Annotated in this window: 19 protein-coding genes; 1 reads left to right on the top strand and 18 read right to left on the bottom strand. The window is 61.6% G+C overall.

The window, feature by feature from the left end; translation table 11 throughout:
* Window positions 1-930: 930 nt before the first annotated feature.
* From AB7I51_RS08520 to AB7I51_RS08505, 4 genes are all read right to left on the bottom strand, one after another.
* The gene (locus AB7I51_RS08520; RefSeq protein ID WP_409980230.1) at window positions 931-1128 is read right to left on the bottom strand and encodes a 4Fe-4S binding protein; all 198 of its coding nucleotides are present in this window, start codon (window positions 1126-1128) and stop codon (window positions 931-933) included.
* A gap of 185 nt (window positions 1129-1313) precedes the next feature.
* Entirely contained in the window at window positions 1314-3119 is a 1806-nt protein-coding gene (gene nifA, locus AB7I51_RS08515; RefSeq protein WP_428404790.1) for a nif-specific transcriptional activator NifA, read from the bottom strand.
* A 233-nt stretch (window positions 3120-3352) separates the two neighbouring features.
* Window positions 3353-3832 (bottom strand): hypothetical protein, encoded by a 480-nt coding sequence (locus AB7I51_RS08510; RefSeq protein ID WP_428404789.1) that lies wholly within the window; start codon window positions 3830-3832, stop codon window positions 3353-3355.
* A gap of 72 nt (window positions 3833-3904) precedes the next feature.
* Entirely contained in the window at window positions 3905-4726 is an 822-nt protein-coding gene (locus tag AB7I51_RS08505) for an aldo/keto reductase family protein (protein ID WP_428404788.1), read from the bottom strand.
* Window positions 4727-4974: 248 nt separating this feature from the next.
* Here AB7I51_RS08505 and AB7I51_RS08500 point away from each other — a divergent pair, with 248 nt between their 5' ends.
* Window positions 4975-5649, top strand: coding sequence for a DUF6156 family protein (locus AB7I51_RS08500; protein ID WP_428404787.1), 675 nt, complete (start codon window positions 4975-4977; stop codon window positions 5647-5649).
* 252 nt (window positions 5650-5901) lie between these two features.
* On the opposite strand, the gene AB7I51_RS08495 is transcribed toward AB7I51_RS08500, so the two are convergent.
* From AB7I51_RS08495 to hypF, 14 genes are all read right to left on the bottom strand, one after another.
* Complete coding sequence (locus tag AB7I51_RS08495; protein WP_428404786.1) at window positions 5902-6228, bottom strand: HypC/HybG/HupF family hydrogenase formation chaperone; 327 nt, start codon at window positions 6226-6228, stop codon at window positions 5902-5904.
* Between the two features lie 21 nt (window positions 6229-6249).
* Window positions 6250-6381: a hypothetical protein gene (locus AB7I51_RS08490; protein ID WP_428404785.1), complete on the bottom strand. Its 132-nt coding sequence runs from the start codon at window positions 6379-6381 to the stop codon at window positions 6250-6252.
* A 4-nt stretch (window positions 6382-6385) separates the two neighbouring features.
* A complete protein-coding gene (locus AB7I51_RS08485) occupies window positions 6386-7069 on the bottom strand; it encodes a HyaD/HybD family hydrogenase maturation endopeptidase (RefSeq protein WP_428404784.1) in 684 nt (227 codons plus the stop codon).
* A gap of 3 nt (window positions 7070-7072) precedes the next feature.
* Window positions 7073-7792, bottom strand: a complete 720-nt coding sequence (gene cybH, locus AB7I51_RS08480; RefSeq protein ID WP_428404783.1) for a Ni/Fe-hydrogenase, b-type cytochrome subunit — start codon at window positions 7790-7792, stop codon at window positions 7073-7075.
* An 11-nt stretch (window positions 7793-7803) separates the two neighbouring features.
* Window positions 7804-9666: a nickel-dependent hydrogenase large subunit gene (locus tag AB7I51_RS08475; protein ID WP_428404782.1), complete on the bottom strand. Its 1863-nt coding sequence runs from the start codon at window positions 9664-9666 to the stop codon at window positions 7804-7806.
* Window positions 9667-9690: 24 nt separating this feature from the next.
* On the bottom strand, window positions 9691-10773 hold the full coding sequence (locus tag AB7I51_RS08470) for a hydrogenase small subunit (protein ID WP_428404781.1): 1083 nt from the start codon (window positions 10771-10773) through the stop codon (window positions 9691-9693).
* Window positions 10774-10989: 216 nt separating this feature from the next.
* On the bottom strand, window positions 10990-12441 hold the full coding sequence (locus tag AB7I51_RS08465) for a nickel-dependent hydrogenase large subunit (RefSeq protein WP_428404780.1): 1452 nt from the start codon (window positions 12439-12441) through the stop codon (window positions 10990-10992).
* Window positions 12438-13445, bottom strand: coding sequence for a HupU protein (locus tag AB7I51_RS08460; RefSeq protein WP_428404791.1), 1008 nt, complete (start codon window positions 13443-13445; stop codon window positions 12438-12440). Before AB7I51_RS08460 ends, AB7I51_RS08465 begins: the two co-directional genes overlap by 4 nt.
* Window positions 13442-14824 (bottom strand): sensor histidine kinase, encoded by a 1383-nt coding sequence (locus AB7I51_RS08455; protein ID WP_428404779.1) that lies wholly within the window; start codon window positions 14822-14824, stop codon window positions 13442-13444. Before AB7I51_RS08455 ends, AB7I51_RS08460 begins: the two co-directional genes overlap by 4 nt.
* On the bottom strand, window positions 14811-16253 hold the full coding sequence (locus tag AB7I51_RS08450; RefSeq protein WP_428404778.1) for a sigma-54-dependent transcriptional regulator: 1443 nt from the start codon (window positions 16251-16253) through the stop codon (window positions 14811-14813). The genes AB7I51_RS08455 and AB7I51_RS08450 overlap by 14 nt, the downstream gene beginning before the upstream one ends.
* Window positions 16254-16282: 29 nt before the next feature.
* Window positions 16283-17335 (bottom strand): hydrogenase expression/formation protein HypE, encoded by a 1053-nt coding sequence (hypE, locus tag AB7I51_RS08445; protein ID WP_428404777.1) that lies wholly within the window; start codon window positions 17333-17335, stop codon window positions 16283-16285.
* Entirely contained in the window at window positions 17332-18477 is a 1146-nt protein-coding gene (gene hypD, locus AB7I51_RS08440; RefSeq protein WP_428404776.1) for a hydrogenase formation protein HypD, read from the bottom strand. Before hypD ends, hypE begins: the two co-directional genes overlap by 4 nt.
* Window positions 18474-18704 (bottom strand): HypC/HybG/HupF family hydrogenase formation chaperone, encoded by a 231-nt coding sequence (locus tag AB7I51_RS08435; RefSeq protein ID WP_428404775.1) that lies wholly within the window; start codon window positions 18702-18704, stop codon window positions 18474-18476. The genes hypD and AB7I51_RS08435 overlap by 4 nt, the downstream gene beginning before the upstream one ends.
* Window positions 18695-20977, bottom strand: a complete 2283-nt coding sequence (gene hypF / locus AB7I51_RS08430) for a carbamoyltransferase HypF (RefSeq protein WP_428404774.1) — start codon at window positions 20975-20977, stop codon at window positions 18695-18697. Before hypF ends, AB7I51_RS08435 begins: the two co-directional genes overlap by 10 nt.
* Between the last annotated feature and the right edge of the window lie 4 nt (window positions 20978-20981).

The raw sequence follows: 20981 nt of genomic DNA, 5'->3' as shown, positions 1-20981 counted from the left end.
CCTGACCCGCCCCGGAGCCGCAGCTCGCCTTCCCGCTCCCCCCAGACGTCCCGCAACCCTTATGCTCCGCAATCTGCTGCATAATCCCTTCAAGCGCCGGAGAAGATACTTCCTCAGACGCGACGCCGGCTTCAGTCCCTAGCGATTCCATGTGACGATCCCCTCTGGCCGCTGGACCTTGCGCTGCATTTCGAGCGCAGGGAGCGCTTTGAAAAAAGCTCTAACATTCGGATCGCAACTAGCGTGCCAGCGAGCTTGTCTGTTTAATGCTTTAATTGTCAATAGGTTATAGCAGGACAGCATATGTCCGTATATAAACATACAAGCTACGTCAGTTTGTATCTGTTATGAACTCGACATGGATTCGACCTTCGACTGCTTCAAAAAAACATCGATCGGACCGACGATCCGAAAATCTATGCGCACGCTCTAGATGGTTCAGGAAAAGCGCGACCGCGTCGACGAATTCGAATGAGCGGATCGCTACGCATGAGGCAAGCGCGCCCTTGCTGGTCGATTGATCGCAGGCGACTGTCTCTCTTAATTCTCAATTTTGGTTCGGCTGTTCGCGCGACCGCGCATTGACGACGCATCTGCGAGTTGGGCCGTCGGCCGCGACGCGGCGTGACAAGGCGCACTCCAGAATATCCTGCTCATTGCCCCCGCGCAGAGCTGAGGAAGAGACCGGCGTATTCGCAACGCCGGTCGGCGCGCTGCAAAAGGGGGCTTCAATTAATTGACGGACTCGAGCGGATTGGCCGAGAGGAAAAGATCAATCGGCCAAGCGCCGCCACGTGCGCATAAGCCCGGCCCGGATCGCAATGCGCTTTCTCGGCAATTTCGGTGTGGGCTATCGCGATGTGACGTCAGGGCGCCAAGCCAATCCGCGGGCCTGCGTCGTCGGACCGACGCCATCCCTTAATCCGGCGATCAGCCGGCGGGCACGCAGGTGTTTTCCACCGGACAAACTTCCGCGCAGCGCGGCGTGTCGAAGTGCCCCTCACATTCGGTGCATTTTTTGGGATCGATAATATACATGTCGTTCTTTAGGCGAATCGCGGCATTCGGACATTCGAACTCGCAGGCGCCGCACACCGTGCATTGCGACGCGACAATCTTATAGGCCATGACGCGACTCCTCGCTGGTTCTATGCCAATCTCCAGCTTTCAATTCGCATGCCAGACGTGACAGCGCATTATGCGCAAGGATCGGCGACAAATCGCGCCGGGATCGTATGGTTTTCGACAAATGTTTGTTATTCGACAGACAAGAGTCGATCGGCGCCCTGCTCAAACCGGTCTCTGACCTTGTGTCAGAACCTCTTGACTTCAATATTGTATTTCTTGAGCGCGTAATTCACCTGACGGAGCGACAAACCAAGAAGACGGGCGGCCTTGGCCTGAACCCAGGCGGCTTTCTCCATCCCTTCAATCAGCTTGTCCTTGTCGATCATCCGTCGCACCGGCGGATAGCCCGGACCATCGTTGAATTCGTCTCTTTCGGACGCCGACGCGAACTCATCGTGCTTGGACGCGGACGTCTCTCCGCCCGGAAGGCCAAGGCTAATCTCTCTCTCGGCGGCCTTTGCCGGCGTCGTCGCCGCCGCATGCAGACCCTGCGGGTTTTGAGCGCCGCGATAGGCGCCGCTGCCGCTCCCTGTCCACAACAGCGCGGAGAGACATTTTCCTGAAGCGCAGGCAAAGTCCTCGCCGATGACGCTGTCGTCATGCGCCAAAGTGGCGGTTCGACGCACGCAATTCTCCAGCTCTCTCACATTGCCGGGGAAGTAACAGCGCTGCAGCGTTTCGATGGCGCTCGAGGAAAAAACATGGCTGCGCTCGTTTTCGACATTGAACCGATCCAGAAATTTCTGGGCGAGCAGCGCAACGTCTCCCGGACGTTCGCGAAGTGGCGGCAGAAATACCGGAACCACATTGATGCGGTAATATAGATCGGCGCGAAACTCGCCTTTCGCGACGGCTTCCTCCAAATTCTTGTTCGTCGCGAAAATCAAGCGCACATCCACCTTCAGCGTGCGCGTGCCGCCAACGCGCTCGAATTCGCCCTCCTGCAGCACGCGCAGCAGCTTCGCCTGAAACGCAGTGGAAATCTCCCCGATTTCGTCGAGCAGCAAGGTTCCGCCATTCGCCATCTCGAACCGACCCGCACGCTGCGCAACTGCGCCCGTGAAGGCGCCGCGCTCATGCCCGAACAATTCCGATTCGAGCACGCTCTCGGGCAAGGCCGCGCAATTCAGCTTGACGAAAGGCATGGACCTGCGCGGCGAAAGATCATGAACCGCGCGGGCAAACAATTCCTTGCCCGTTCCGCTCTCGCCGCGCAGCAGGACCGTCGTATTCGACTTGGCGACAACTGCGATCGTTTCCAGCACATCGACGATCGCCGGGCTCTCTCCCACGATTCCAGCGAATTCCGGCGAAGGGGCGCGCGGTTTCTTTCGCGACCGCGAGGTCAACGCCTTTTCCAGACTCGCCTGTTCGTTCAACAGGCGCTGGCGGTCCGCCGACAACATGCGGTGTAACTTAACGGTCTGGCCGATGAGATTGGCGATCATCGTGAGAAAACGAAGATCGCCGTCGAAACTGTGACCAGGAGGCCGCTCGCAGAGCCTGTTGATCGACAAAGTTCCGATCACGCCGCCATCGGCCTTGATCGCCACCCCGACGAAAGAAACTTTGTCGCCGAGGCGCTGCGTAACGATTTCGACGGAGTCGGCGAACAAAGGTTCGCTGCTCACATCCTGGATCACGATCGGCACGGCCGTCGCGACAAGTCGGTCGATGATCTTGCGCGGCAATATATCGATCGCGGGCCGTCCGCCGGGGTCGGCCCAGCCGGAGGTTGCGACGATCTCTGGATCTCCTTTCTGATCCAGCACGACAATCATGCCGAGCCGCATGTCCATAAAGGAACTGAGCACGCTCACGACATTTGTCAGCGCATATTCGAGGCGCGCCGGCGCTGTTAGAATTTTGGAGATTTCGTAAATGCCAAACAGAGCCACGTCGGGAGAGGGCGTCCGCAAAGCCGTCCCGCGTTGCGTCAGGCTCGATGACGTAGCGCCTGTTCTGCCTTCGGTGGCGCTGTTCGCGTTCACAGCCGTTCTCCTTTGAACAGCCACGCCGCGCCAGACCGGGCCCCCTTTTCGCATATGCGAAACATGGAATTATTGTGACTCCAGTTTTCCCTGCTGTCCTGTTCAAATTCCATACAAATCACCGTCCGTTGTGCTTAAATGCAGTGCACAACCGGGCGCCGGCAAATTCGCGATGACTCCGCAAAATGTCGCGAAGAGACCCATGGCTCACGAGCAAAGGCCGCGCCTCGCGCTCACGCCGTTCGGTCCGCAAGCTCCTCAACGACCTTCCAACCGACGCTGCCATAGGGATCCTTCTTCGACAGAAGATCGAGATATTCGCGCGCGGCCTCCTGGTTTCCCCGGCGCAACTCGATGAAGCTGAGCGCTTTCAGCGTATAGAGCGCAAAACGCCCCGGCCCGTCCTGGGCATGCGTCGCTTCCGGCCATTCGCGCGCGTCCTCGGGCCATCCCGCCTGTTTCACCGCTTCCTTGAGGCCCTCCGTCGCAATATCCGCCGCGAAGTCGAGGCTGCCCATATAGGTGTGGATTTTGTAGAGGCAGTAATAGGGAGCCAATTCGCCGGGATTGACTGAAAGAGCTTGCTTGAAGAGCCTGTCGGCGGCCGCTCGGTCGCGCCGATAGGCGGCGACCCCTTGCTGTAGGAGTTCGTCGATCTCCGGCGCCACCGCGCCGAAATTGATCCGTTCACCGTCGGCGATGGCTATGTCCATGCGCCGCGACAAGCAACTCTCGGGCCAACAATTGTAAACGCCGTCCAAATGTTCCTGAGCCGCGCGCCGAGCCTATGGGGCGGATCGGCGCAGCAGGGCATCCAATGTTTCGCATTCCGCCGGGCTCAAGCGAAATTCAAAGATCGACAGATCCTGCGCCATATGGGTCTTCGAAGACGTGCCCGTCAGACACACGATGTCGCGCTGCGTCAGATAGCGGAAAAATATCTGGGCCGGGCTTCGCACATACCCGGCAGCGAGATCGGCCACCTCGGGCGAGGCCAGGATTTCCGCATTGGCGGTGAGGGTCCAGAAGCTTTGATAAATGATCCCGCTTTCATCGCAGAACGCCCGTATCTCCCGGTCGTAATGCGATTTTGCGTGAAAGCGGTTCTGGATCGTCGCCGGCCTGATCCGGGCCTTTTGGCACAGGGCGTCGAGCCGCGTCAGTTCATAACAATTGCTCACCCCCAACTGACGGACCAACCCTTGATCATAGAGACTTTCCATAGCCCTCCAGACTTCGAGCGTATCCTTGTCGTCAGGATAGGGAGAATGCAGCACAAGGCCATCGACGTGAGCGACGCGAAGATTGCGGAGCGACGCCTCAAATGACTGCCGGACCTGCTGCGTCAGGCCCGCCTGGGGTTCGTAGGGGACATTGCTTGGATCCTGCCCGGCGAAGGGCGTAAATTTGGTTTGAACGTAAGTCTCCGAACGCGCCGCCAGCCCGCTGCTGAAGACTGCGGAAAGCGCCTCGCCGACGCCCGGCTCATGGTAATGCCGTGGCTGACAGGCGGTGTCGACGCCCCGAAACCCCGAGCGCAGCGCCAATTCCACCAGCTCCGCGGTGCGCTCCTTCTTCCAGGCGGAGCCGTAAAGCAGCCGGGGCATGGCTACTCCAAAGGCGGAGACGATGCTGCGCTCGTCAGTTGTTTCTTGGTTCGGGTTCAGCGCGACCATCGCGTCGGCAAGGGTGGGGACAATTTTTTGATTGTCTCATTTGCGGGCGCGGACGACATTACGCCGCGCTGAGACGTGCGGCCAGCAATGACCGTGCCGGATTCTCGGCCCCGGGGCAACGAGCGTTCCGGATATTCGATCACTCAATCCTGTGACGCTTCTCGGCGCATGAGGCGACGATGAAACTCGATGAACGCGAACATGGCGTATTGGCTTTTGTCGATCAGGACGGCCGCATCTGGGCGCAATGCGCAAAGTCCTCGCCCTATACGTCCGATTATGTGGTTGAAGGTCCGTTGAGCGGATTCGTGACCGAGGACGGGACATTCACCGCGGAGAGCGAAAAGGAATTTCGTGATTGGCTCGACGATCGCCTGCTGTATGACGAACTGTTCCATGTAAAGGACCGGGAAGCCGCTATCGAGATAACACAACTAATCGCCGAAGCCGCGGCTCGAATTTTAAAGGACCGGGAATCGCCAGAGCGGCGGGGTTCTCAAATCGACGCGGGAATGGCGAATAATGAAACGGGGGACGCCATGACGGGGGACGCGATGACCGCCGACGCTTCAAACTATCGCTATTTTCTCTCTTATTCGGGCGTCAAACTGCCGCTCAAACTCGTCTCGCCGATCGAGTCCGGAGCGCTCGGCCATCGCAACACCTATATTCGCGCGAGCTATGACGCCGAAGAAAGGCTGCTGCGGTGTGAAAAAATCGTCTATGGCGAAGTCGAACTGCGGCATGACTATGAGTATCACGCCAATGGCGCGCTCAGCCGCGCGCTGATCGAAATGGGCGGCGACGAAACCGAAATGCGCTTCGACGCCGATGGCCAGCTGCTGTCCGAATAATTCGCCGAATGATACGACATCCGTTTGATCTGCTCGGATGTCATTCCCGACGCGCGCAACGCGCGCGTCGGGAATCCAGAGCAAAACCAGCGTTCTTGGATTGGCTCTGGATTCCTGGTCAGGCCTTCGGCCTGCCGGGAATGACACGGCCCCAGCGAACGGATCAACCGGAATCCGTATGATTTGCCGATCGCCTCGCTTCCCATGCGCTTTGCGCATTAATTGCAGCCGCTCAGTTCGGGGCGATTGAACTTATCGCTCAGGAATATCGCGTCCGGCTTCCTCGTCCCGCCTCAAATGGGCGGGCAACTGCGGCTCGCGGGCCACAAGATCTGCAAAATGCGATTCGAAGGCCCGCCCGGCGAGCGCCGCGTCGAGACCGGCCAGCGCGGCCGCGATTAAACCGGCTTCCTCTTCCTCAAGCACGCGCATCGCCGTGCCCAGATGAACCAGCACATGTACGCCAGCGGGCTGCGCGCCGATCAGCAACATGGAGATGCGTTCGGCCCGTCCGGCGCCTTCGCAAAGCGCCGACATGTCGTCGCCCTCGATCACGCGCATCGGAACGCCAAGACACATGGCGGATCGGCTCCGTCCGCTTCAATCGTCCACGCGCAAGGCCTTGCGGCTCGCATAGGCGACGCCGATGGCGCAGATCGCGACGATGGAAATCCAGCCGAAGGCGAACGCCAGCGCGAGAAGATGATCCGACTGCGTCGCAATATGCGTCAAGCTCTCAGCGAACCCGAATGGATGCGCGCCCGGATGCGCCTTCACCGCGAGAGGAGCGAGCGCCGTCGCAACGACGATCATTCGCAAGAAGATCATGTCGATCCCTCCATTCTCCAGCGGCGTCCGCGCTTATTTTGACTTCGTAATTTAGATGATCGATGTCATGCCCAAGCAGCGCCTGTTCCGGCGACAGCGGCTCGGCGCGCGGGACGCAGTCGACGCCCCATCCCAACAGAATGTCACGCGCCGTCTCGACAGCTTCGTCGATCGCGTCGCGCACCGGCGCGGTTAATGGGCCGCCCCAGTTTTCAAGATCGAGCGGCTGACAACCGATAAGGGCTAGGCGCGAAGGATAATCGCCAAGAAGATCGGCGGCGCTCAGCACTTCCTGAAAGCCGGTCTGATGCAGGCTCATCTTTTTCGAGCCGGTGAACTTCGGCACGTCGCCGTCGCGCACGATCTTCAGCGTTCCGGGCGGGAGGCCGTAATCGATCGCATCGAACACGAGAAGGTCATCGGCTTCACGCACATATTGCACGAGATAAAGTCCCTGCGTTCCGCCATCCAGCACAGTGACGTGATCGGGGAGGGTGTAGCGCCGGTGGAGCGTCTCCACCGCGCGCACGCCAAAGCCTTCATCTCCCCAGAGGATGTTGCCGATGCCAAGGACCAGAACGCGCCGCGCCACGGTTCACGCTCCATCCTTGAACTGACGCTCGCCCGAGATCATCGAGGAGATGATGCTCTGGCGCGACATGATGTCTTCGCGCACGGCGGCGTAGATGTGGATGATGATGAAAGTGACGATCACATACATGCCGAGGTGATGCCAGGTGTGCACTTCCTGGCTATTGGGCCAGATATAGAAGACCCAGCCGAAGAGCTTCGCCTCCCAGCTGTCGGCGCCTTCGCCTTCCGAATAGAGCGCGAAACCCGTGACGATCATGAAGGCCGCGGTCAGCGTATACATGATGAACATCGCGGTCTGCGCCAACGGATTATGGCCGACATATTTCATCGGCGCCTTTTCAAGAAAGGCGTACCAGCGAATTTCATGCGCGAGCTCCTTCCAGAAGGAGGCCCGCCAGATCGGCACGTAATAGATTTGCCGCGAATGTTCGTTGCCGACGAACGCCCAATAGCCGCGCAGCAGAAAGCCGACGGCCAAAATCTGGCCGGAGGTGAAATGGGCGAAGCGGATATAGCCCATGACGAAATGCTGCGACGCCTCGCCGGCGACAGTCGGCAAGGGGGAGCCGATCAGATAGCCGGTGGCGATCAGGACGAGGATGGCGAGAGCGTTGATCCAATGCCAGAGCCGCACCGGCGCCTCGTAGACATAGACAGTCGGCCGCGCAACGGCTCTTTCGCCGTGAGAGTCGGCGACATCGATACGCGAAATGTCGGTCATCAACCTCTCCTTTAGCGCACCTGCACTTTCGCCATCTCCTGTCCGTCCTCGCTCATCACATGCGTCGAACAGGCCAGACAGGGGTCGAAGGAGTGGATCGTGCGCAGGATTTCGACCGGCTGCGAAGGATCGACCATCGGTGTGTTCATCAGCGACGCCTCAAATGCACCGATATTGCCCGCGGGATCGCGCGGCGAGCCGTTCCAGGTGGTCGGCACGACGCATTGGTAATTGTCGATCTTGCCGTCCTTGATCTTGATCCAATGCGCCAGCGCGCCGCGCGGCGCCTCGGTGAAGCCGACGCCCTTCGTCTCCTTGGGCCAGCTTTTGGGCTCCCACTTCTCGACATTGGCGGTCGCCAGATCCCCGGCCTTGATGTTGGCGATCAGCTTGTCGAAGAAATGCCGCATCTGATAGCCGGCCCATTGGCTCTCGAGCGCGCGCGCCGCCGTGCGGCCAAGCGTCGAGAAGAGCGCGGAGGTCGGCAGGTCGAGATCATGCAGCACTTTCTCGACCGGCTCCTTGAATTGCGGTTTGCCCTGCGCGTAGCCGACGACCCAGCGCGCCAGCGGGCCGACTTCCATCGCATGGCCGCGCCAGCGCGGCGCCTTGATCCAGGAGTATTTGCCGCTTTCGTCGAGCTCGATGATATTGGTCTTCGTGCCCTTGGCGTTGGGTCCGAGCTCGTAATGCGGCTCGGTGACCCCGTCCCAGGGATGCAGCCCCTTGGTTTCATCGCCGTATTTGTACCAGGAGTGCGTCACGAACTCCTGAATCTCCTCCGGATCGCGATGATCGACGGGATGAATCTCGTCGAGCTTGCCATTGATGATCGCGCCGCGCGGCAAGAGCAGGTTTTGGTCCGTATAGTCATTGGCGCGCTCCGGCACGTCGCCATAGGCAAGCACCGACTTGCCGGAAAGTCCGCCGCCATAGAGCCAATCCTTATAGAAGGAGCCAATGGCCATGATGTCGGGGATATAGACCTTGTCGTTGAATTCGATCAGTTGGTCGATGATGCCGTCGACGAGGTTCAGGCGTTCCATATTGATCGCGCCAACCGCGCCGGTCCCGTCGATATTGATCGCACAGGGAACGCCGCCGACGAGCCAATTCGGATGCGGATTCTTGCCGCCGAAAATCGTATGGACTTTCACGATCTCCTTTTGGAAGTCGAGCGCTTCGAGATAATGCGCGACCGCCATGAGATTGGCTTCGGGCGGCAGCCGATAGGCCTTGCTGCCCCAATAGCCGTTCTTGAAGGGACCGAGCTGGCCGGACTCGACAAACTTTTTCAGGCGCGTTTGCAAGTCCTTGTAGTAGCCGGGGGAGGACAGCGGCCAGCTCGAAATCGATTGCGCCAACGCCGAAGTCGCCTTGGGATCGGCGCTGAGCGCCGAAACCACGTCGACCCAGTCGAGCGCATGAAGATGATAGAAATGCACGATGTGATCGTGCACCTGCAGCGCGAGCTGCATGAGATTGCGGATCGAATTGGCGTTCTCGGGAATGGTGATGCCGAGCGCGTCTTCGACGGCGCGCACCGAGGTGAGCGCATGGGTGCCGGTGCAAACGCCGCAAATCCGCTCCGTGAAGGCCCAGGCGTCGCGCGGGTCGCGATTCTTGAGAATAACTTCAATCCCCCGCCACATCGTTCCGGTCGAGACGGCGTTGCGGATGACATTATTCGAATCGACATTCACCTCCACTCGCAGATGGCCTTCGATGCGGGTGACCGGATCGACGACTATGCGTTTGCCGCTGTTGTCGAGCTTGAAGCCGTTAGGCGTGTCGACGCCGGCTGAAGCGATTGCGGGGGCGGCGTCCGGAGCCGCCTGGGCCGAGCGAATTTGAGAGATGGGCTGCTGCGTCATGGCTATGGTCCTGGAGAAGCGGCCTCAGGCCGAGTGATCATTGTTCTTCGAGACGACGCGCTTGACGGCAGTCGCCGCAGCATGTGCGACGACGGCGACGCCGACGACGCCCGCCGCCGCCAAGCCGATCTCATCCGCGTTCTTCTCCACGCCGAATTGATGAATGTTGGTCAGCCGTTCATAGAAGGGACCCTTGTCCCAGAACCCTTCCTCCGAGCAGCCGATGCAGCCATGGCCAGATTGGATGGGGAAGGACACGCCGCCGTTCCAGCGCACCGTGGAGCAGGCGTTATAGGTCGTCGGCCCCTTGCAGCCCATTTTGTAGAGGCAGTAGCCCTTGCGCGCGCTTTCGTCGTCCCATTGCTCGACGAATTGGCCAGCGTCGAAATGCGGACGGCGGTAGCATTTGTCGTGGATGCGCTGCGAATAGAACATGCTCGGCCGGCCCTGCCGGTCGAGTTCGGGCAGTCTGCCGAAGGTCGTAATATAGGTGACGACGCCGGTCATGACTTCGGCGATCGGCGGACATCCCGGCACCTTGATGATCGGCTTGTCATGGATGACCTTGTCGATCGGCGTCGCCTGTGTGGGATTGGGCTTCGCCGCCTGGACGCATCCCCATGAGGCGCAGGCGCCCCAGGCGATGACCGCCATGGCGTCATCCGCCATCCATTTCAGTTTTTCGACGAAAGGCTTGCCGCCGTCGATGCAGAACATGCCGCCCTCGTTGAGCGGCGGATTGCCTTCGACGGCGAGGATATATTTGCCCTTATATTTCTGCTTCGTCTCTTCGAGGATCGCTTCGGCCTGATGGCCGGCGGCGGCCATGATCGTATCGTCGTAATCAAGCGAGATCATCGACAGAACGACGTCTTTCACCAGCGGATGCGCCGAGCGGATGAAGCTTTCCGAACAGCAGGTGCATTCGAGCCCATGCATCCAGATGACCGGCGTGCGCTCCTTGGTTTCGAGCGCATTGGCGATCTTCGCGGCGCCGATCGGGCCCATGCCGAGACTGGCGGCGGTCAGGCTGCAAAATTTCGTGAAGCTTCTGCGCGTCACCCCCTGTCGGCGAATGACGTCGTAAAAAGTCTCGATTGCGGCCATTCCCGCTCCTCCTGACTGCGTCTTCTTCCCTTCGTCGCGATCTCGCGTCGCGCTTTGTTTTCAAAGGGTGAGCAAGGTCCGGGCCAAGCGTCGCCAATTATTGAAATTGATTTAATTCCAAGGTGCTAAGCGCGATCGACCGACGCCCCGACGGGAAGCTTCGCGCGATGGCGGCTAGTCGATTTTCAGTCGGCGGAAAGGTGCTTGCCAGCCTCGTCAATGCGCCGTGCAAACCATGCAGGGATCGAATGATCGGATGACATGCTGAATGGAAGCGGCGCGCGCGCCATGGCCTTCGAGCGGCGCGCCGACAAGGGCCTGTTCGACGGGACCGGCCGCGCCGGAAGCGTCGCGCGGCGAGAAGTTCCATGTCGTCGGGGCGATGATCTGGTAGGCGCGTATCTTTCCCTTGTGCGCGCCAAGCCAATGTCCGAGCGAACCGCGGGCGGCTTCGACGAGGCCGACGCCTTCGCCCTCCCCATCGTGAGGCGCCACAGCGCAGAAAGGCTCGTTCAACGCCAGCGCCTTCGCCCAGTCTTCCGTCGCTGACGCCACCATCGCAAGCTCGAGGAGACGCGCGACGACGCGCACGAAAACATTAGAGCCGCGCGAACGTTCGAGCAGGGCGCGCACCAGCGGATGGCCATGAACCGCCAGCCGCGCAAGCGCGCCGACCTCCGCCGGACGCCCGTGAAGGCGCGGCGCCTTTGCGAAGGAATAAGCGCCGGGCCTATCGACATAGGGCTCGGTACGCGCGAGCGACGGCTCTTCCGGGCCGTCGCGCATATAGGCGTGCGAGACGTCCTCGCGGATTGCGGCGGCGTCGAGCGGCGACAGCGCGCCGGTAACGGGATCGAACAGGCCTTCGTTCAAGAAGGCGCCCGCCTCGCCGCGATAGGCGCCATAGCTCAGCAATGGATTGGCGGCGCGGCCGAGATGTTCGAGATCGAGCGCGCGCGCGATGCGGCAAAAGGCGGCGAAATCGCCCTCGGCGCCCTCCCCTTCGCAAAAGCGCTCCAATTCGTCAGGAGTCTTGAGGCCGAGCGGAGCGTCAAGCGGCGCCGCGAAGACCGTCGTCTCAAGGAAACGGCGAAACTCGCGCGCGATCGCGACGAGTTGCGCCTTCTGCCCAAGATCGATGGCGCTCGTCGTTCCGCCCGGCTGGAACGCAAGACTATGCGGCCATTTGCCGGCAAGGAGCCCCATGATTTCGAGAAGACGCCGGCGCGCCTGCAGAACTTCATTCGCCGCCGCGCCTTCGATCGCCTTGAAGCGGCGCAGGGCGGCACCGTGCCAACTGCGCCCCGCATATTGCGCACGCGCGAAATCCGGCATGAAGAATATGTAAAAATGCGTGAGATGATCGGCCATGTTCTCGGCCGCATGCGCGAGATTGGCCGCGACAATCCCATTAGGTGCGGGGACGGTTCCATAAAGCGCGCGCAGCGCCGCCGCCGCCGCCATGGATTGCGAAACCGAGCATATGCCGCAGATTCGCGGCGCGATGGCGAGCGCATCCGGTATCGGACGGCCAATCAGTATTTGTTCGAAGCCGCGATAGAGCGGCGTCGTCACGCGCGCCGAAGCGACGGCGTCGTCTTCGATGTCGAGCGCGACTTCGAGATCGCCCTCGACTCTATTGAAAGGTCCGACAAGAAGGCGCGTCATTCCTTCGGCTTTCTCGCGCCGCGCGGCGGCACGACGACATGGTCGGCCGTCGCGTTCCTTCGCACGCGCTGCGGCGTCGCCGATTTCGACAGGGCGGCGAGCGCCATGAACCAGGCTTTCGGCATGTCGAGTGGTAAGCCAATCGGCACGCCGCCGATTTTGGGCGTGCGGTGATAGTCGCGAATATCCTCGAAACCCGGCGAGGTGCAGGCGATGCAAGCGAAGCCGCCTTTGGTGCAAGAGCCGGAACCGTTCCAGCCGCGCTGATTGCAATCGCCAGCGGCCTGCGTCGCCTTGCAGCCGAGATGCTCCATCAGGCAGCCGCGCTGCGACAATGTTTCCGCGCTCGCCTTGAATTCATAGAATTCGTTACGGCTGCAGCCATGATGCGCGAGATGATCGACATAGAATTTCGGACGCCCGAGCGCGTCGAGGTCTTCCGCCGTCATGGCGTCGAGCGCCAGCGCCGCGAGTGTCTCCATGATCCAGCCGGGATGTGGCGCGCAGCCCGCGACATTGATGACAGGCAGGCCGCGTCGCGAGCGATAATCGGCGCCGAGCGCGCCTCCCGGCGCCACCTTGCGATATTGCAGGCCCACGGCGTCGGTGGGATCGGGGTCGGCGGCGGGAATGCCGCCAAAGGTCGCACAGGAGCCAATGGCCACGCAATAATCGGCCTTGGCTGCGAGAGCGCGCGCCCAATCGAGCATGGCGCGATCCGTACCGGCGAGACGATTAAAGAAACCTGTTCCGTCCGGTCCGCAGAGAATCGCGCCTTCGATGCAAAGCGCGTGGAGCGGCGTTTCTCCCGTCTCGATGCGCTCCAGAACGACGCGCGCCTCCAATCCGGTCTCCTCGCTGATGCTCGGATGCCAGAGAAGGTTGACGCCGAGCGTTCCGAGTTCCTGAAACAGTCCGCCGGAGCCATGCTCAAGCATCGACATGGTGCAGCCGCCGCAACTTCCGGCCTGAAGCCACAAGATATTGAAGGCGCCCGTGCTCATCCGCATTCGTCCGCCCTTAACTGCGGCGGCGCGCTTTGCATCGGAAGCTGCACCGTGAAAATCGCGCCTCCATCCGGCCGATTGGCCGCGACGATGGAGCCGCCATGTTCCTTGACGATCGAATAGCTGATCCAAAGGCCAAGGCCCGTCCCCTCCCCTACCACCTTGGTGGTGAAGAACGGCTCGAACACTTTGTCGAGCACGACATCCGACAGTCCGCGACCATTGTCCTCCACGACGATTTCCGCGCGCGCGTTCGTTTTGCGGATTGCGACGCGGATGCGCGGCGAGGCGACATCCTTCGTCGCATCGAAGGCGTTGTCGACGAGATTGACGAGCACTTGGTGAATCTGCCCCTCATGCGCCTCGATGACGACGCCCTTCTCGCAGTCGAAGCAAATCTCCGCCCGTGTCTTCTTGCTGCGCGCCGCCCAATTCGCCGCCGTACGCGCGATGCGCTCAAGATCGACGCGCTGCGTTTCCGCCGGCCGGCTGAAGGACAGCCGCCGCAAATTCCTGACAATGTCGCTGATGCGAACCGCGCCGTCCATCATGCCTTCGATGAGCGACGGCAAATCGGCAAGAATGGCGTCGATTTTGTAACGGCGCCGCAACTCGTCGTTCCGCGCGCTCGCGTGGGACTTTTCGAGAAATTCGGAAAGCGCCCCGCGATATTTGTCGAGCGTGTGGATATTGCCGTAAATGAAACTGATGGGATTGTTGAGTTCATGCGCGACGCCCGCGACGAGCCGACCCAGGCTCGCCATCTTTTCCTGCTCGACGAGTTTGCGCTGCGCCTGCTGCAATTCAAGATGCGCGCGGTGCAGCGCCTCATAGGCGCGTTTCAACTCGCCGATCGGGCGTCCGGTGAGGACGGCGCCGACACGCCGCCCGGCATGATCGAACCGGGCGGAGAAATTGATCGCCATGAGATCGGAGGCGCCATCCGCTGCAAGAAAGCGCAGCTCGCATTCCGTGACCCTGCCAGCAACGCCTTCAGCAATCTTCTGCAGGGCGCCGGCGCGATCCTCCTCGATCAGGAACTCCGCAAGGCTCGCGCCGAGCATTTGTATCTCGCTCATGCCGGTGATGCGCTGAAAGGCGGGATTGACCTGAAGGATGCGGCCCTTCTCGTCGCATACGACGAGGATATCGGAAACGGAAGCGATAACGCTTGAAATGAACTGCTGCGCTTCCTCGAGTTCGGCGTTTTTGATTTCGAGATCCGACTCGTAGCGAATGAGATCAGAATAAACCTCGTCGACCCGATGAATGACTTCGAGCCACATATTCTCGGTCTGCGCGTCTTCCGGCAGGCCGGCGCTCTCCGAGAGGAGATCGATCATATTCGCCGGACGAGAAATTTTACTCGTCGTCATCGCGCAGATCTCGCTCGACGCCATAGCGTTCGATCTTGTTGCGCATACCGACTCGGGAAAGACCAAGCTCCTCCGACGCGCGACTGATATTGCCGTCAAAGCGGCGCAACGCGTCCTCGATCATTTCGCGCTCCAGCGCCTCGACGCGCGTCTTGAGCATACGGCCCGCGCTTGCATGCCCGTTCGCCAATCGCGGCGCGAGAATGCGCGGCGACAACAAGTTTGCCGGCAGCAATCTATCATTTTCGGAGAGCGTCACCATACGCTGAATTTCATTGTGCAATTCGCGCACATTTCCCGGCCAGTCATAGCTTGCAAGCCGCGCCAGCGTCTCTGGCGTGAAGCCTTTCACCCCACGTTTGAAGCTGCGGTTGACGTCAGCAAGGATACGCATGGCGATCAGCTCGATGTCCTGCGGACGCTCGCAGAGCGGCGGCAGATGAATCGGAAAGGCCGCGACGCGATAATAGAGATCGCGCCGGAACCGTCCCGCCGCGACTTCGTCTTCAAGGCTTCGGTTGGTCGCCGCGATCAGACGCACATTGACTTTGCGCTGTCGCTGCGCGCCGAGCGGGCGTATTTCACCGTCTTGCAGCACCCGCAGCAGGCGTACCTGAAAAGCGGCCGAGGTTTCGCCAATTTCGTCGAGAAAGATCGAGCCGCCGTCGGCGAGTTCAAAGAGGCCGACTCGATCCTGATAGGCGCCAGTATAAGCGCCCTTCTTGCAGCCGAAGAGTTCGCTCTCCAGAAGCTCGTCCGGCAGCGCGCCACAGTTCTGCACGACGAAAGGCTTGTCGGCGCGGTCGGAGCCATAGTGAATCGCGCGCGCCAGAAGCTCCTTGCCAGTTCCCGACGCGCCGGTGATCAGCACCGAAATGTCATATTCCGTCGCCTTGCGCGCCAGTGCGACGACAGGCGCAACCGGACTATCCGGATGGTGGATGATGCGGCTGAATTCAAAGAGCCGCCGCTCCTTGCGGCGGCGCGTCGCGATCTGCTCGTTCAGCACCTTGGCGGCGGGCTTATTGTCGAGACCGGCGCCAACCTCCTTCTGATAGCGATAGAGCTGCGCCGCGTCGCGCACGCTGGCCAGCAGCTTCTCCGGCTCCCACGGCTTGGTGATATATTGATAGATGCCGGCTTCATTGACGCCGGCAATGATATCTTCGGACTCGGTATAGCCGGAGATGATGATGCGAATCGGATCGGGCCAGGAGATACGGGCCCGCTTGAGGAAATCGACGCCGCTTTCGCCCGCCATCCTGTGATCGCAGAGAATGACTTGCACGAGCTCCCCGTCGAGCACACCTTCCGCTTCCTTGGCTCTCGAGACGCAGATCACGTCGAATTCGTCGCAAAGGACACGTTGCAGCGCCTCGCGCGAACGAAGCTCGTCGTCGATCACCAGCACGGTCGAAGAAGAAGTCATTGCCTCATCCGGTCCGCAGGTCTTGCGGTTTAACAAATGCGCGGAAGCTGTTCTCCAGACAGCCAATCAACGATGCGCCCGCCGCCAAAGCGCGTCGTCATCTCGACGAAATTGCGCTCGTCTTCGACGACATGCCCGATCAGGGCCGCGTCGCATCCCAGCGGATCAGCGCGCATGGCGTCGAGCAGCGCATCGGCGGCTTCAGGCGCGCATATCGCCATCAGCTTTCCTTCATTGGCGACATAGAGGGGATCGAGTCCCAGGAACTCGCATGCGGCGGCAACCTGCGGCTTCACGGGAACTGATTCCTCGGCGATCATGAAGCCGACGTTCGATTGATGCGCGATTTCATTGAGCGCGGCGGCGAGGCCGCCGCGCGTTGGATCGCGCATCACGCGCAGGGCGTCGCCCGCTGCGGCGATCATAGCCGCGGTCAATCCGTGCAGCGCCGCCGAATCGGAAAAAATGTCAACGCCGAATTCGAGATTCTCGCGTCGCGACATGATGGCGACGCCATGATCGCCCATCGAGCCGGAAATAAGGACGGCGTCGCCAGGGCGCGCTTTGTCGCTCGAGAGCGACAAGCCATCCGGCAAGACGCCGACGCCGGCGGTCGAGATGAAGACGCCGTCTGCCTTTCCGCGCTCGACAACCTTGGTGTCGCCCGTGACGATCGGCACGCCGGCGGCGCGCGACGCTTCTCCCATGCTTTGGGCGATACGCTGCAAGTCGGCGAGAGAGAATCCTTCCTCGATGATGAAGCTCGCGGAAAGATATTTCGGCGTCGCGCCAGCCATGGCGATGTCGTTGATCGTGCCATGGACGGACAGCGAGCCTATGTCGCCGCCAGGGAAAAACAGCGGCGAAACCACATAACCGTCGGTCGTCATCACCAGCCGCCCCGCCGGCGCGTCGAGCGACGCCTGATCGTCGTTGCGGCGCAGCCAGTCATTGTCGAAGGCGTCGTGAAATATATCAGAGATAAGCTGCGCCATGGCGCGCCCGCCAGAGCCATGCGAAAGATCGACGCGGCCATTTCGCATGTCGAGTTTGCGTCGAACCGGTTTCATGATGAGGCTCATGACGCCGCCCTTTCGATGCGTGCGCGGCTGCGGTCGCGAAAGCGCCCATAGGCGTAATGCGCCGCGCAGGAGCCTTCCGATGACACCATGCAGGAGCCCATCGGCGTCTCCGGCGTGCAAAGCGAGCCGAAAAGCTTGCAGTCCGTCGGCTTTTTCGCGCCGCGCAATATGGCGCCGCACTCGCAGGCGGGATTGTCGGCGGCTGCGACAGTGTGAATGTCGAATCGCCTCTCCGCGTCGAAATCGGCGAAAGCGTCGGCGAGGCGCAGCGCACTGTGCGGCACTTCCCCAAGGCCGCGCCACTCGAAGCTTTCGCGCAAGTCGAAGACTTCCGCCATTTCCTTCTGCGCCTTGGCGTTGCCGTCGCGCGTCACGGCGCGTACATATTGGTTTTCGATAGCGCAGCGGCCTTCATTGATCTGGCGGATCAGCATCAGGATCGACTGCATCACGTCGAGCGGCTCGAAGCCGGAGATGACGACAGGCTTGCGATAGTCCTGCGCGACGAATTCATAAGGCCGCGCGCCGATCACGGTGCTGACATGCGCGGGACCGACTAGCCCGTCGAGCGACGTCGCTTCATCGGCTTCTCCCGCCAATATGGCGCGCATGGCGATCGGCGTCAGCACATGATTGCAGAAGACGGAAAAATTACGCAGCCCTTTCGTTTTCGCTTGTTTGATCGCGAGCGCCGTCGGCGGCGTCGTGGTTTCGAAGCCAATGGCGAGAAAGACAACTTCGCGATCGGGCTCAGCCTCGGCGATCCGTAGCGCGTCGAGCGTCGAATAGACCATACGGATATCGGCGCCCGCCGCGCGCGCTTTCAGCAGACTCGCCCCGCGAGACGCCGGCACGCGCATCAGATCGGCGTAAGTGCAAAGCGTCACACGCGGGTTGGTCGCGAGCCTGATCGCGTCGTCGATGCGCCCCACCGGCAGGACGCAGACCGGACATCCGGGGCCATGAATCATGGCGACATTCTTCGGCAACATGTCTTCGACGCCATAGCGCGAAATCGCATGCGTGTGCCCACCGCAAAACTCCATGAAACGGTAGTTTCTGCCGGGATCGACTTCGGCGGCGATCGTGGCCGCCACGCCTTTCGCGAGTTTGGGATCGCGATATTCATCGACATATTTCATGACGACGTCTCCATCGCCGCAACTTCACGCAACAAGGCCAGTGTGCGCTCGGCCTCTTCGGCATCAATCTTCGATAGGGCGTAGCCGACGTGAACGACGACAAAGTCGCCCACCCCGACATTGTCGACGAGCGCGATGCTGATGGCCTTGGACACGCCGTCCATATCGATGCGCGCCATGCCGTCCTCGAGAAGTTCCGTCACCTGCGCGGGGATTGCTAGACACATCGCACGAAATCCTGCGAATTTCGAGATTGCGCGAGAGCGCGCGCCATAGCCGCCTGGCCGAGCGAAAGGCCGCCGTCGTTCGGCGGGAGCTTTTGCGCGCGCAGAGGCCGTAAGCCGAGGCTTTGCAGACGCTCTGTCAGCCCTTCGGCGAGAATTCGGTTTATCATGCAGCCGCCGCCGAGCGCGACAAGATCGAGTTCCTGCGTTGTGGCGACTTGCGAGACGAGTTGCGCAAGGCCCTCGATGAGCGCGCCGTGAAACAATTCCGCCCCTTCGCGCGGGCTCAGTCGTCCTTCGGCAAGCACGCCGAGAAGCGGCAAGAAATCGAGCTCTCCATCCAGAAGGTGGAAAGCTCCTTCCATCGCGCGCGGCGTGACGACGAGCGCCTCCATCTCCATCGCCGCCTGCGCCTCGTAATGCTGGCGCGTCGAGAGTCCGAGGAGCGCCGCGGCGGCGTCGAAAAGCCGGCCCATGCTGCTCGTCACCGGCGGCGCATATCCCTGCCCGATGATCCGCGCCATCTCGATTGCGCGCGGCTCATCAGCGAAGAGCCGCTCCGCCGCGTCGAGACGGCCGAGCTTTGCGAGCGCGCCGACGCCCATCCGCCAGGGTTCGCGCGCGGCGCGATCGCCGCCCGGCGCCGGCAGCGGCGCAAGACCGCCGAGCCGTCGCCACGATGCGCCGCCAAGACGCATCAATTCGCCGCCCCATGACTGCCCGGCGTCGCCAAGACCGTGTCCGTCGAGCGCCAGGCCAAGCGCCGGCCCTTCGACGCGATGCTCGGCGAGAACGGCGGCAAGATGCGCCGCATGGTGCTGCGCACGAATGAGCGGCAAGCCCTGCTCCTCGGCCCAGCGCGTCGAAAAATAATCGGGGTGGAGATCGCAGGCGACAAACTCCGGCTTCACGTCGAGAAGATCGATGAGCCGCCGCGCGGTCTCGCGATAGAAGCGCGCCGTCGCGGCGTTTGAGAGATCGCCGACATGTTGCGAGACAAACGCCTCGCGGCCGCGCGTCACCGTGATCGTCGCCTTGAGATGCGCGCCGGCGGCGACGACGCAAGGTCCCTCCGCCCCAAGTTCGATCGGCTCGGGCGTGAAGCCGCGCGCTCGGCGCAGAAAGGCTGGCGCGCCGACGACGACGCTCATCACCGAATCGTCGATGCGCGTCACGATCTCGCGGTCATGCGTCACGATCAGATCGGCGATGTCGCCGAGGCGCGCCTGCGCCTCGGCATTGTCCTTCACCAGGGGGTCGCCGCCGAGGTTGGCGCTTGTCGCGACAAGCGCCAATTCTTGCGGCGCGTCGCGCCAGGCGCGCGTCGCGGGCGCGCCCGCCGCCGCGTGAAAAATGAGATGGTGCAGCGGCGCATAGGGCAGCATGACGCCGATGCGATTCAAGCGCGGCGCAATGGCTTTGGCGAGGACGCCCGTGCTTTGCATCAGGACGATGGGCCGCGCCACATCCTGGAGCAAAGCGAGTTCTTGCTCGGTGGCGCGCGCGATCGACGCGACGGAGGAAAGATTGGCCGCCATGACCGCGAAGGGCTTCGCGTCCCGCGCCTTGCGACGACGCAATTCTTCCACCGCCGCGCCGTTACGCGCGTCGCACATCAGATGAAAGCCGCCCACGCCCTTGGTCGCGACGATCTTGCCGGCGCGCAGCGCCCTGACGATCTCCGCTGGCGAAGCGGAAAGCTTAGGTCCGCATTCCGGACAGCAGATGGGTTCGGCGTGGAAGCGCCGGTTTGCCGGATCGCGATAGTCGCGCGCGCAAGCCGGACACATGGCGTAAGACGCCATGGAAGTCTGCGCGCGATCATAAGGCAGCCGCCGCGTTAGCGTATAGCGCGGCCCGCAATGGGTGCAGGTGACGAATGGACAGAGATAAAAGCGGCTGGCCGGATCGAAAAGCTCGTCGAGACAGTCTTCGCAAACCGCCGCGTCGGGAACGATGCGTGTCGAGCTTGCGCCGCCGACCGAGTCGAGAATGACGAAGCGCGAGGATTTGCGCGATGGCAGCTCCTCGACCTCTATCGACTCGACGCGCGCGAGCGGCGGCGGACGGCGTGACAGCGCATCAAGAAAAGCGTCAACGCGCTCGCCCTGCACTTCGAGCAGCACGCCGGCGGCGTCATTCTTGACGAAGCCGTCGAGCCGCAGGCGCGTCGCAAGATCATGGACAAACGGCCGGAAGCCGACGCCCTGCACCGCGCCGCGCACGCGCACCCGCAGACGCTGCGGCGCTGTCCGGGCGGCGTCCGCATAGGCCATTCGC

The organism is Methylocystis sp. (assembly GCF_050246715.1).
Classification (GTDB): Bacteria; Pseudomonadota; Alphaproteobacteria; order Rhizobiales; family Beijerinckiaceae; genus Methylocystis.
The sequence above is the reverse complement of the archived record's forward strand: the minus strand, read 5'-3'. Positions and strand labels throughout refer to the sequence as shown.

What these genes read in the sequence shown, in the direction of transcription:
- AB7I51_RS08520 (WP_409980230.1), bottom strand. Translation starts at nt 1,128, where the DNA reads ATGGCCTATAAGATTGTCGCGTCGCAATGCACGGTGTGCGGCGCCTGC.
- AB7I51_RS08510 (WP_428404789.1), bottom strand. Translation starts at nt 3,832, where the DNA reads ATGGACATAGCCATCGCCGACGGTGAACGGATCAATTTCGGCGCGGTG.
- AB7I51_RS08505 (WP_428404788.1), bottom strand. Translation starts at nt 4,726, where the DNA reads ATGCCCCGGCTGCTTTACGGCTCCGCCTGGAAGAAGGAGCGCACCGCG.
- AB7I51_RS08500 (WP_428404787.1), top strand. Translation starts at nt 4,975, where the DNA reads ATGAAACTCGATGAACGCGAACATGGCGTATTGGCTTTTGTCGATCAG.
- AB7I51_RS08495 (WP_428404786.1), bottom strand. Translation starts at nt 6,228, where the DNA reads ATGTGTCTTGGCGTTCCGATGCGCGTGATCGAGGGCGACGACATGTCG.
- cybH (WP_428404783.1), bottom strand. Translation starts at nt 7,792, where the DNA reads ATGACCGACATTTCGCGTATCGATGTCGCCGACTCTCACGGCGAAAGA.
- AB7I51_RS08475 (WP_428404782.1), bottom strand. Translation starts at nt 9,666, where the DNA reads ATGACGCAGCAGCCCATCTCTCAAATTCGCTCGGCCCAGGCGGCTCCG.
- AB7I51_RS08470 (WP_428404781.1), bottom strand. Translation starts at nt 10,773, where the DNA reads ATGGCCGCAATCGAGACTTTTTACGACGTCATTCGCCGACAGGGGGTG.
- AB7I51_RS08465 (WP_428404780.1), bottom strand. Translation starts at nt 12,441, where the DNA reads ATGACGCGCCTTCTTGTCGGACCTTTCAATAGAGTCGAGGGCGATCTC.
- AB7I51_RS08460 (WP_428404791.1), bottom strand. Translation starts at nt 13,445, where the DNA reads ATGAGCACGGGCGCCTTCAATATCTTGTGGCTTCAGGCCGGAAGTTGC.
- AB7I51_RS08455 (WP_428404779.1), bottom strand. Translation starts at nt 14,824, where the DNA reads ATGACGACGAGTAAAATTTCTCGTCCGGCGAATATGATCGATCTCCTC.
- AB7I51_RS08450 (WP_428404778.1), bottom strand. Translation starts at nt 16,253, where the DNA reads ATGACTTCTTCTTCGACCGTGCTGGTGATCGACGACGAGCTTCGTTCG.
- hypE (WP_428404777.1), bottom strand. Translation starts at nt 17,335, where the DNA reads ATGAGCCTCATCATGAAACCGGTTCGACGCAAACTCGACATGCGAAAT.
- hypD (WP_428404776.1), bottom strand. Translation starts at nt 18,477, where the DNA reads ATGAAATATGTCGATGAATATCGCGATCCCAAACTCGCGAAAGGCGTG.
- AB7I51_RS08435 (WP_428404775.1), bottom strand. Translation starts at nt 18,704, where the DNA reads ATGTGTCTAGCAATCCCCGCGCAGGTGACGGAACTTCTCGAGGACGGC.
- hypF (WP_428404774.1), bottom strand. Translation starts at nt 20,977, where the DNA reads ATGGCCTATGCGGACGCCGCCCGGACAGCGCCGCAGCGTCTGCGGGTG.